Annotated in this window: 11 protein-coding genes; 5 read left to right on the plus strand and 6 right to left on the minus strand. The window is 40.4% G+C overall.

Annotated elements, in window-relative coordinates; all coding sequences use genetic code 11:
• Positions 1-54: 54 nt before the first annotated feature.
• Positions 55-219 (minus strand): hypothetical protein, encoded by a 165-nt coding sequence (locus ACT3SX_RS10715; RefSeq protein WP_192519596.1) that lies wholly within the window; start codon positions 217-219, stop codon positions 55-57.
• Positions 220-982: 763 nt separating this feature from the next.
• Between ACT3SX_RS10715 and ftsY the strand changes: the two genes are divergently transcribed.
• On the plus strand, positions 983-1,894 hold the full coding sequence (gene ftsY, locus ACT3SX_RS10720; protein WP_225739194.1) for a signal recognition particle-docking protein FtsY: 912 nt from the start codon (positions 983-985) through the stop codon (positions 1,892-1,894).
• 82 nt (positions 1,895-1,976) lie between these two features.
• Entirely contained in the window at positions 1,977-2,549 is a 573-nt protein-coding gene (locus ACT3SX_RS10725) for a methylated-DNA--[protein]-cysteine S-methyltransferase (RefSeq protein ID WP_442069855.1), read from the plus strand.
• Positions 2,550-2,824: 275 nt separating this feature from the next.
• On the opposite strand, the gene feoB is transcribed toward ACT3SX_RS10725, so the two are convergent.
• From feoB to ACT3SX_RS10740, 3 genes are all read right to left on the minus strand, one after another.
• On the minus strand, positions 2,825-4,744 hold the full coding sequence (feoB, locus tag ACT3SX_RS10730; RefSeq protein ID WP_442069857.1) for a ferrous iron transporter B: 1,920 nt from the start codon (positions 4,742-4,744) through the stop codon (positions 2,825-2,827).
• 199 nt (positions 4,745-4,943) lie between these two features.
• Positions 4,944-5,282: a FeoA family protein gene (locus tag ACT3SX_RS10735; protein WP_192519599.1), complete on the minus strand. Its 339-nt coding sequence runs from the start codon at positions 5,280-5,282 to the stop codon at positions 4,944-4,946.
• Between the two features lie 231 nt (positions 5,283-5,513).
• On the minus strand, positions 5,514-6,263 hold the full coding sequence (locus tag ACT3SX_RS10740; RefSeq protein WP_192519600.1) for a YebC/PmpR family DNA-binding transcriptional regulator: 750 nt from the start codon (positions 6,261-6,263) through the stop codon (positions 5,514-5,516).
• A 319-nt stretch (positions 6,264-6,582) separates the two neighbouring features.
• Between ACT3SX_RS10740 and ACT3SX_RS10745 the strand changes: the two genes are divergently transcribed.
• Positions 6,583-7,413, plus strand: coding sequence for an ion transporter (locus ACT3SX_RS10745; RefSeq protein WP_192519601.1), 831 nt, complete (start codon positions 6,583-6,585; stop codon positions 7,411-7,413).
• 102 nt (positions 7,414-7,515) lie between these two features.
• Here the strand turns inward: ACT3SX_RS10745 and ACT3SX_RS10750 are convergent, their stop codons facing one another.
• Positions 7,516-8,817 carry an ABC1 kinase family protein gene (locus ACT3SX_RS10750; protein ID WP_192519602.1) on the minus strand — a complete coding sequence of 434 codons (1,302 nt, stop codon included), beginning with the start codon at positions 8,815-8,817 and terminating at the stop codon, positions 7,516-7,518.
• Between the two features lie 232 nt (positions 8,818-9,049).
• Positions 9,050-9,586 (minus strand): type II 3-dehydroquinate dehydratase, encoded by a 537-nt coding sequence (gene aroQ, locus ACT3SX_RS10755; RefSeq protein ID WP_442063138.1) that lies wholly within the window; start codon positions 9,584-9,586, stop codon positions 9,050-9,052.
• Positions 9,587-10,151: 565 nt separating this feature from the next.
• On the opposite strand from aroQ, the gene ACT3SX_RS10760 reads away from it, so the two are divergent.
• Together ACT3SX_RS10760 and ACT3SX_RS10765 are read left to right on the plus strand one after the other, a co-directional pair.
• Positions 10,152-10,367 carry a cold-shock protein gene (locus tag ACT3SX_RS10760; protein ID WP_192519604.1) on the plus strand — a complete coding sequence of 72 codons (216 nt, stop codon included), beginning with the start codon at positions 10,152-10,154 and terminating at the stop codon, positions 10,365-10,367.
• A gap of 251 nt (positions 10,368-10,618) precedes the next feature.
• On the plus strand, positions 10,619-11,806 hold the full coding sequence (locus ACT3SX_RS10765; protein WP_192519605.1) for a DEAD/DEAH box helicase: 1,188 nt from the start codon (positions 10,619-10,621) through the stop codon (positions 11,804-11,806).
• The last annotated feature ends 120 nt before the right edge of the window (positions 11,807-11,926 follow it).

The raw sequence follows: 11,926 nt of genomic DNA on the forward strand, positions 1-11,926 counted from the left end.
TGCCATCAATTTGTCGCCAATGTTCAACACGCCCTAATTATAACAAGAGAAAGCTTATAAAGAGGTGTGTGCACCGACCATGACACTGGCAGTTGGTTTGATATCATGTGTGGTATTACAGCCTGTTGCTGACAATACAATTGTCGTTAGCAGAGTAACTGCACTGATACTGGTTATTTTTTTACTGTATTTTTTATAAGTGTTAGATAGTGAGGACATAGGTAGTTCCTAAAGGGGTAATTGTTGAATAAGTAGTGGTTAAACAAATATAGTAAATTTTATAGTAAGAGTTGGTAGAGTAGGAGAAGTTTAGCATGCTCAAGGTCAGATTTTTGTGTCCAAATCTTAAGCAAAACTTTCTAAACTGATTATGTCACCTTCTAAACCAGTGGTTTTTGACGATAGTCTATGAGGATAAGGGCTGAGCGCCACTAGAATTATGCTAAACTAGGGCAAAATTATTTGTCATGCTGATGGTAAAAACACGACGGCTGATAAACCCATTTAAAATAAACAAATAACTGGTAGTGATAACTTTTAGGGCAAGCTTATGAATAACCCAAACAACAGTAACCGTGTGGTCATCAATCTAGATGGTGACCTTGACGACTTGGATGACGATGACATTACTTTACCCAGTCTACCGGCGCAATCGGTGCCTATTATTGATGAGGCTGAGGATATTACACCAACGACCACATTTGAGAATGAAAATGTCGCGTTGGGCACGCCGATTGTTATGACAGAGTCAAAAATCAACGCTGAGGTTGCCGCTAAAAATTCTGAAAGCAGTGATTCGGTTGCTAATGCTACTAGTGATAAAGATATTGCAAACATTCCAGCTATGCCACTGCAAGAAAATTTAGGAAACAGTGCGAGTGTTAGTTCAGCTAATAGTAATAATTCAGTTGCTAGTGTCACGTCAACGAAACTAGAAGCAGAATCAGAAAAAATTGATAAAAAAGGCAGTTGGTTTAATCGTATGAAAACGGGGCTTAGTAAGTCACGTAAAAACTTAGCCGAAGGTATGGTCAATATCTTGATCGGTGGTAAAGAGATTGATGATGAACTGTTAGAAGAAGTCGAGGATCAGCTATTGGTTGCCGATATTGGTGTCAATGCGACCAACCGTATTATCAAAAGCCTTACTGAACAGACCGACCGTGGTGATTTGATTTACGCTCACTCATTATACAAAGCCTTGCAAACTGAGCTGGTTGATATTTTGACCCCCAAAGTTGCGCCGCTAGTGATTGATAGTACCAAAAAACCATTTGTTATTTTGATGGTAGGTGTCAATGGCGTAGGTAAAACCACTACTATCGGTAAATTGGCTAAGCGATTACAAGGTGAAGGCAAGTCAGTTATGTTAGCTGCTGGCGATACCTTTAGAGCAGCAGCCACGGAGCAGCTACAAATTTGGGGTGAGCGTAATAGTATTCCAGTGGTTGCCCAAGGTCATGGCTCAGACAGTGCTTCTGTTATTTTTGATGCCATGCAATCTGCTAAGGCAAAAAATATTGATGTGCTTATTGCCGATACTGCAGGACGTTTGCAAAACAAAACGCACCTGATGTCAGAACTTGAAAAAGTGGTGCGTGTGATGCGTAAAGCTGATCCAAGCGCACCGCACGAAGGTATGATTGTCCTTGATGCTGGCACAGGTCAAAATGCAATTAATCAGGTTGAATTATTTAACAAAGTCGTACCACTGACTGGTATTACCATCACCAAGCTAGACGGCACGGCCAAAGGTGGCGTGGTTTTTAATGTTGCTGAAACAACGGATGTACCGATTCGTTACATTGGCGTGGGCGAGTCGATTGATGATTTGCGTGCCTTTAGTCCTAAGCAGTTTGTCGCAGCGTTATTCGAGACTGATGATAAAGAGTAAGTCAAATTGAAATAACTGTCTGAAGTAGCGGTGTACAATGAACGATATTTTTAGCAGATAAATATATATTGGGATAATTGTCATGATAGTCACTACAACGGCTCTTGGAGCACATCAATTGACCTTAATTGCCAGTGCCAGTTATAGTGAGCATGACAGTCCTCAATTGGTCGAGGCCAACTGGCTACTGGCAGGTGATTCTTGGCATAGCTCAAAATCCGTACCTAAGCTTAAAAAGCATTACAAGCTAGATGATAGTGATTTTGAGTTCATAGATAGCAATAGCCTAAGTATATCTGATAGGACACAGGCTCTCTTGCTAACTGCTATTGAGCAAATCAATGAATATATCAGTGGCGCTCGCAAAGACTTTGACTTGCCTTTAGATATGTCTTTAGGAACAGAGTTTCAGCAAAGAGTATGGCGAGGGTTGCAAACAATCCCCCATGGCGAGACTATCAGCTACGGGACACTCGCAAAACGTGTTAATAGCCCAAAAGGATTCCGTGCCGTTGTGCAAGCCAATAGTAAAAACCCATTTAGCCTGATTGTTCCTTGTCATCGTGTGATTGCGAGTGATGGTAAGATTGGCGGTTATACTGGCGGATTGGACAAAAAGAAATACTTGTTAACCCTTGAGGGTGTCGACTGCTAAAGTGTATAGATATTGTCTGTTGATAAATAATCGAACACATAAAAAACGCCAAACCTGATAGGGGTTTGGCATTTTTTATATAGGGATAAGCGCTAGTGTTGTAGATTGCTCTTACATTTAAGGATTCTGGCTACTTGCATTTTTTGCAGCCTGAACATCCTTTTGATTTCTTAAATATAACTTTTGTCCACACGTAATAAAAAGATATCGCAACGATAATAAAAACGATGAGGTATTCTAACCATATATTCATTTTTAACTCCTTCGTGAGTTTCTTAAAATCCAAAAATACTGCCGGCAATTCGGTAAACAATCCATGCCATTGCATAAGCCAAGGCAAACAGATATCCCGTAATCATTAATGTTTGCTTTAATGATTTGGTTTCACGTCGAATCACGGTAAGCGTGGCCAAACACATAGGCGCATATACGTAGAATGCCAAAAATGAAAAAGCTGTGGCCAAACCCCATTGAGCGTGAATGATAGGAATCAATGTTTGGTTCATGAGTTCATCACCCACATCACCCACCGCATATACGGTGCCCAAAGCAGCTACCACGACTTCTCTAGCCGCAAGCCCTGGAATCAGTGCAATACACATCTGCCATGTAAATCCAATTGGTGCAAAGATAGGTTCAATAGCATGACCAAGCATACCAGCAAAGCTATAATCAATTGCGGGACCAGTTGCGTCTACGGGTGCTGATGGAAAGGTCACCAACACCCATAGTATGACTGATAAGGCAAAAATAACTGTACCTGCTTTCATTAAAAAGGCACGTACTTTGTCCCAAAGTTCTCCCGCAATATGCATCACATTTGGCATGCGATACGTTGGTAACTCCATCAGTAAGGGGAATGCAGACGATTCTGATTTTGTACCACTAAAACGTTTAAATAACCACGATACCAATGCCGCTGAAAATGTACCGGCAACATACAATATAAATAACGTGATTCCTTGCAAGTTGAATATGCCCAACACGGTTTGACTGGGTATCACCGCTGCAATAATAAGTGCATAAATAGGTAAGCGAGCGGAACAGGTAAGCATGGGTAGCACAGCAATAGCCACTAAGCGTTCTTTATGGCTAGGAATGGTACGGGTTGACATCACGGCTGGTACAGCGCAGGCAAAACCAGATAGCAGTGGAATAAACGAGCGACCAGACAGTCCTACTTTTGCTAATAAGTTGTCTAACAAAAATGCCGCTCGTGGTAAATAACCTGAGTATTCAAGGACTAATAAAAATAAAAATAGCAAGGTAATCTGTGGTACAAATACCAATACGCTGCCCACGCCCGCAACAATACCATCTACAATTAAGCTCTGTAATATGCCGTCTGGCAGCCATTGTGACAATAAAATGCCAATACTACCCACCAGCCATTCGATGCTGTCCATAATCGGTGTTGCCCAGGCATAGACAGCTTGAAATATAACAAACAGAATCACTAATAAAATGACTACGCCTATAACAGGGTGTAATGTCAGTTGATCCAGTCGCTCATGCCATTTTGGTAGTTGTTGTGCTCTAGTTACTGCGCGGCTTAAAATATCATCAGCTTGCTGATACAGCATGTGGGTATCGGTATTGCTATTAAAAAAACATACAGGTTTGTCGCGGCTACCAATATGTTTAATAAGTTCGTCAGCCAGTGTGAATAACTGCTCGCAGCCTTTACGTTTAATGGCAACGGTTTTCACAAAAGGTACGCCAAGCTCATCTGACAATATAGACTCATCAACTACCAAGCCACGGCTTTGTGCCACATCGCTTAAATTGAGTGCCACGATGATGGGCAAGCCCAAACTTTTGAGCTCAAGTAACATCCGTAATGACATACGCAAGTTGGTGGCATCGGCCACAAAAATGATGCCATCAGGGATAGATTCACCTAGCATTTGACCGAATAACACTTTGCGCGTGACTTCTTCGTCAAGGCTTGCTGTTTTTAAGCTATAAGTGCCGGGCAAATCTAAAATATGCACGTCAGTGTGACCAAGTAGCAAGGCGCTACGTTTGTCAACCGTGACCCCAGAGTAATTGGCGACCTTGGCTTTAGAGCCGGTCAGTACATTAAAGGTTGCGGTTTTACCACAGTTAGGTGCGCCCACTAATGCCAGTGTGATAGGTGTAGTAGGTGCATTTGTGGGGTGGGTTGTTTGATTGATCGGTATGGAAGAGGGCATAACTTATGAATCGCTGTTAAAAGGACTGGCATAGTCATTCCACTATAAAAGTGTTACCGCATTAACCTCGCTTAAAGTATTTAATATACCTCTACGCTCGGCTGCCTTGTATGACTTTTAAATTGAATCGACTATATGAGAAAAGCATTTGGATAGAGCTGGTGGGCATCCAATAATTAGTGCCTTTTACCATTTGCCTTTATGTGACAGCACGGCATTGTATTTTTATCAGTTCATCGGCACGTAAGCTAAATTGTGCGCCTGTGTTGAGCTGCACGGCATAAGGTGGCTTACCAAATAAGCCTTTGGCTACAATGTGAACCAAAGTATTGGGTAAAAATCCTAAATCTTTTAGTCGTTGACTAATAGCACCATCGATCTCACCAAACCGGCTATTGGCGACAATCTCATCAATAATGGCAGGCTGGCGCTTGTCTAAGTCTAATAATGAACACACAGGAGATGATGTAGGTTTATTATCAGAAAGAATAGATGTATCGGTAGTGGAGTTTTGAGAAGGGAGGATCGTAATACTCATAGAGAGTCCTTAATTATTCGCATTGTTGCAAATAATAACTATTACCGTTTTTGTGCGATTATATGCCTCAATTTTCACAAAAACAATGTCTATAGGCATACTTGTGACAACAAAAAACCAGACAGTAAGAAACTGTCTGGCTCTAAAGTTTAAATAATTAATGTTAAAGGTTATTTCTAATATTTAGACCTCACAGATCAGTAACATAAGCTACATTTGAGACTATTTGCGTTACCCTTCGAGTTGGGCCATCACGTCAGCAGTAAAGCTAACGTTGGTATAGACTTCCTGAACATCGTCAGCATCTTCTAACATATCGATCATCTTCATGACTTTTTCGGCATCATCAACATTATCTATCTCAGCTGTGGTTGATGGCGACATAGTGACTTCTGCGTTGTCAGAAACCAGACCTGCTGCATTAAGCGCATCTTTTACTTGACCAAAGCTTTCCCACTCGGTGATGACAAGTAAGCTTTCGCCATCGTTTTCGATATCAAGCGCGCCGGCATCTAATGCGACCAGCATGACTTCGTCTTCTAAGCTTATATCGTTAAAGATGATTTCACCGCGTTTGGTAAATAGATAGGCCACTGAGCCTGACGTGCCAAGGTTACCATCATTTTTGGTAAAGGCGTGACGTACTTCACTGACTGTGCGATTGAGGTTATCAGTTAAGGTTTCTACCAGTACAGCCACACCACCAACACCATAGCCTTCGTAGCTAACTTCTTCCATATTTTCATTGTCGCCGCCACCTGTACCACGAGCGACCGCACGGTTAATCGTATCTCTAGTCATATTAACCGATAAGGCTTTTTCGATAACGGCACGTAGGCGTGGGTTTTTGTCCGGATCAGGGTCACCTTGCTTAGCAGCAGAAACGATTTCACGAATAATTTTGGTAAATACTTTACCTCTTACCGCATCCTGACGGGCTTTACGGTGTTTAATATTTGCCCATTTTGAGTGACCTGCCATATAACATCCTTAGGTTTTACGTATTAATTGCTATGCTTAAAAAAAGTATTTAACAATAATCTTCAACATTGAATTAGCTGTTCTTATAATATAGTTATTCTATTTATTCAAAGTAACACAGCTTCTCACATGTTAATGATTTGTATGTCGTTAGAAGTGCTTTTTTGCTACACTGTGGCAACTTATAGATTGTCTTCACTGTGGTTAGTGGGCAATATTATAAACCAGTTTTATGTATTTTGACCAACTTGGTCTTATTCACCTAAATTTAAGTCATTGCAGAGTACTAAGACAATGATCTGATGAAGTTACTGACTCTATGAAGCAATTAACTGCCGAAGCCATTACACACTTACGTAACCGTATTCATGTCATTATCGAAGGCACGGATACTCGTTTGGGTAAGATTTTTGACATTGTATTATTGATTGCAATTTTGGCCAGTGTGGCTGTGGTAATGATTGACAGTGTGCTATACATGCGTTTGCAATATGGCACTATATTCTTTTATGCAGAATGGTTTTTCACTATTTTGTTTACGATGGAGTATATTTTAAGGCTTTTTTCAGCACCCAATCGCTTACGTTATGCTTTTAGCTTTTTTGGGATTGTTGACTTACTGTCTGTGCTGCCAAGCTATTTAAGTCTAATGTTTGTGGGTGTTCAATACTTACTGGTTATTCGTATTTTACGTATTTTACGTATTTTTAGAGTACTTAAGCTTAAAGCTTATATGCAACAAGCGGGTTTTTTGGCTTCAGCGCTCAAAACCAGTCAACAAAAAATCACGGTATTTTTCTTGTCATTGGTACTTTTGGTTACGATATTCGGATCAATTATCTATGTAGTAGAAGGTCCAAAGAATGGTTTTACCAGTATTCCACTGTCTATTTATTGGGCGGTTGTAACCATGACAACGGTTGGTTATGGTGATATGTCACCAAAAACACCGTTGGGTCAGGCGATTGCAAGTATGGTTATGATTACAGGTTACTCGATCATTGCGGTACCGACAGGTATTTTTACCTCTGAGCTAGCACGAAATATGCGCCCTCAGCTGAGTCCTGTGACTTGTCCTAATTGTGGTAAATTCGGTCATGCTGTCTCCGCAGATTTCTGTGATCGATGCGGACATGCCTTACATATCTAGTAATTACGACGTTTGGGGCACATAGTGGCAGTATTATAGACAGTGGTTCTCTTCATGCTGTTTATTTAGCTATCTAGATCTAGAGCGCTATCTTTTATATTTTTATACGTCAATGTATTCATGTACCAGTGGCGATAGGTCAATCTCAACACCCAAGTTGACCAAGTTCCAATATTGTCCTGATACGGTACGATCTAGCATCATGGTCGTGGCAGAAGGTTGGAATTGTCCAAAATACTTTAAAGAGGTGCGCATTTGTGCAATGGCTTCGTGATGTACTTGACTACTGCCAAAATCAAAACGACCTTTTTGATAAGGCTCGATAGACAAAGGTTTTAAGCCAATAGATAACCATTTTTTATAAAACTCACCAGGAATATCTTTGTCGTCATCACGGCGAATGTCTAAAGCGATTAAATCCTGTTCGAGTGCTGTGACATCACTTTTGATGGCATGCTTGGCAAAACGACGAAATAATTGAATTTCGTTGTCACTATAGCTGCGAATACCACCAAAATCATAAGCCACAACGCTGCCATCTTTACGAAAAGCAAAGTTTCCAGGGTGTGGATCACAGTGCATACGATATAAGCCAAACAGTTGTCCTGCGGTAAAATGAAACAGACGCTTTGCTATCTGTTGTTTGATCTCATTGTCCCAAGTTGACGCGACGCTTAGTGTCTCTCCTGCCTCTTCTGTTAAGGTTAAAATTCGCTTAGATGAGTGGCTGCTGATGACTTTTGGAATAATAAGACCTTCATCCTCTGCATGAAAAGCACCGAATACTCGTAAGTTATGGGCTTCTTTTATATAGTCTAATTCATCGTGCAGACTTTGGTTAATCTCGTTAAATAACTGTTCTTGTAGCTGCTTACTCATATTAAGTACGCCAGCAATTTTTAAAGCCATGCGTACTTGTTTGAGATCGCTATCACAATTTTCATCGACGCCTGGGTACTGAACCTTTACGACGACCTTTTGACCAGACGGCAGCATTGCTTTATGTACTTGTCCAATGGATGCTGCAGCAAACGGCATTTCTTCAAACTTGCTAAATAGTTCGGTCACAGGTGCTTTGAGCTCACGTTCTATTTGTGCCTGTATTTGTGTATAGGGCATGGGCGGCGCATCTTTTTGTAGCTTTTCTAAAGCCGTTGCTACTTCGGGTGGAAATACATCTTTATATTGCGATGCGATTTGTCCCACTTTCATCACCGCACCCTTCATTTCACCAAGTGTTTCGGCTATCTGGATGCCTACCTCTTGCATTAGCTCTGATCGTGCTTGTAAACGTTTTTCTTCGTCACTTGAGAGGTGCTTAAATGAGTTTTTAGCTGCTTTACCGGCAATACTTGCAGTCATGCCAGCGAGTTTCATAAAGCGCTTTCCAGACGATTTTGCCATTCATATCACCATGTAGTGGGTTGTTTATTCAGTCGTAATTCTATTTTTTGATCGTTACTGCTCAATTAGGCTGCGTTCTAATGTACTGCCTTGAAAGGCTGATGCTAACATTATCCCAAACATTGTTGAAAACCTAGCTGAGGTTTCGACGTTATCATCAATTTTCGCCTAGTCTGGTGCAGTTATAGCGATCAGTCACCTTAATGTTTGAATGTTTAATAAACCCTAAACTTCAGTCAGCAATATTTATAGAGTAGAGGTTGTCTAGCCAATAATCCAATGCCATTTGATAGCCCATCTGTCCCAAGCCACAAATAACTCCAACTGCAATATCGCTTAAATAAGAGTGATGGCGAAAAGGTTCACGTGCATGAACATTGGATAAATGTACTTCTATAAAGGGCTTTTGTGTGGCTAATAGTGCATCACGTATGGCAACTGAAGTATGCGTAAATGCGGCAGGGTTTATGATAATAGCATCTACCTGTGCTGCTGTATCTGCCAATAGCCCATAATGTTGAATACTATCAACTATTTGGCCTTCGTGGTTTGATTGTACACATATTAACTCAATATTGTACTGAGCGGCTCGTGTTGTTAAGCGTTTCTCAATATCTGCCAGTGTGGTATGACCATAAATTTCAGGCTCGCGTTTACCTAATAAATTTAGATTGACTCCATTAACCAGTAACAGTTTATGCGTGCGTGTTTGGATACTTTTTTGGCTAGAAGGTGTCGCAGCTGCGGCAAATTGAGAAGGCGTGGTCATAATGGTCTCTGTAGCTGTTGTCTTAGATTAGTAGTCTATTGTAAGGTATCTGACGCTTAGAAAAGCAAATTTTATCATTTCATGGTAGTGCTGCTTATTTCTTTATGATAACAGCTTGCTGATGAAGGTTATAAAAAATTACATGAAAAACTCACCTAAGCATTAAAAAGCATGTTAAAAGTCTTTATGTTGCTAAAAACCCGTGCTATGATATTTTTTATGCAATAAATATTACAAATTTGTTGCTGTTATTATGATAGGTTTATAAGGTAGGTGTAATGTTTAGGTAATAGTGATTATGGCGTGTCATTAATCTGAATATCAAACATTACATGGATTAAAAGTAGATGAAGCTTCGCTAAACAGCATCAAGTAGCTGACTGATATATTTGTACTACTTTGCTTGTTTGGTTGCAGTTTCTCTCATTTTTATCACTATTTTGTAAATGCAGACACGCATTAGAGTAAGACTCTCATTTTTTTGATTTCATGATCTTAGATCCCGATTGTATGCAGTTTTGCAAAGGAATTTGGGGCTAAGCAGACTTTTTTAGGAAGTAATATTATGTCAGCTCGTGAGCAAGGTACCGTTAAGTGGTTTAATGACTCGAAAGGTTTTGGTTTCATTCAACGTGATAGCGGAGAAGATATTTTTGTCCATTTTCGCGCGATTCAAGGTGATGGCTATCGCTCTTTAACAGATGGCGAAAAGGTTGAGTTCAGTGTAGTAGAGGGCGAAAAAGGTCTTCAAGCTGAAGAAGTCAGAAAAGTAGCAGAGTAATCTATTCAGGCATTATAATGGTTTAGCTATAATGTCTGTACAAACTACTGATATACTACTGAGTCAAGCCCGTTTTATTTTATCCATGTTGCGTTAATATCAGCATCATTGGTAGGATCAGACACTGGGCTTGGCTTTTTTTATGTCTACACGATGCCTAGGGTGTGTTTTCAAGTCAATTGCTAGTTATCTAAATGGGCTAAGAGTGCCTAGTTTGACCAAAGTTGTTACGAGCTTATTCATGATTAATAATGAACAAGCGATTAATTAAAAAGGATATTTTTTTGAGCAATTTCACAACATTTACTGATTTGCCACTTTCAACATCAACCTTACGTGCGGTAAGTGATTTGGGCTTTACTGAACTAACGCCTATTCAGGCACAAATACTACCACATACGTTGGCCAATCAAGATGCTATTGGACAGGCACAAACAGGTACTGGCAAGACAGCAACGTTTTTATTGACCATTATGGAAGCTTTACTCAAACGTCCTTTCACTAATGGTGAGGAGCGTTATTTAGGTGAACCACGTGCGGTAATCATGGCGCCAACTCGTGAGCTGGCTCAGCAAATATTTGATGACTGTATTGCTCTGACCAAATATACCTCTTTACACAGTGTCTGTATCATGGGTGGTACCAATTATGAGACACAACAGTATGAGCTTGAGCGTCAATATGTCGATATATTGGTTGCAACGCCTGGTCGATTGATTGATCTTGCCAATAAAGGCATGGTTTATCTGGATCGTGTCGAAGTATTGGTGTTGGATGAAGCGGATAGAATGCTTGATATGGGTTTTATTCCTGACATTAAGCGTTTAGTCGGCCGTATGCCAGCCAATACAGACCGCCAAAGCTTATTGTTTTCTGCCACTTTTAATCAAGATGTGATGAACTTGGCTTATCGTTGGTTGCATGAGCCACAATTTGTGGAAATTGAACCTGAGCATAAGACCAGTGAATTGGTCGATCAGCATTTTTACTTATTGACAGAAAATCAAAAGTTAGAAGCATTGCAGCGTATTATTAGTGATCCTGCGATGGATAAAGTCATTGTATTTGCCAATCGTAAAGACCAAGTAAAACGCCTTTATCATAAGCTGCGTCAAGCCCATAAAGTTGTGATGCTGTCAGGTGATGTTATCCAACAAAAACGTGAAAAATACTTACAGCGTTTTAAGGATGGTCACGCTTGTATTTTAGTCGCGACAGATGTAGCAGGGCGTGGTATCCATGTCGATGATATCAGTCATGTGGTGAATTACACCTTACCAGATCAGCCAGATGATTACGTACACCGTATTGGTCGTACAGGGCGTGCTGGGCAGACAGGCATCAGCATCAGCTTTGTTAGTGAAGACGATGCTTTTAACCTACCTGCATTAGAGACGCATTTAGATACTAAGTTTACGCTTGAGCAATGGCAAGAATAAAGATGTTGAAGCAGATCGTATTATCCTTATGAGCGATTGATAAAATGATAAAAGCCCTTAACGTCAGTCATGATGTTAAGGGCTTTTTATTTTGGTGTCTTAGCTTCAATGTATTGTATA

The organism is Psychrobacter sp. AOP31-B2-9 (assembly GCF_052378005.1).
In the GTDB taxonomy this organism is placed as follows: domain Bacteria; phylum Pseudomonadota; class Gammaproteobacteria; order Pseudomonadales; family Moraxellaceae; genus Psychrobacter.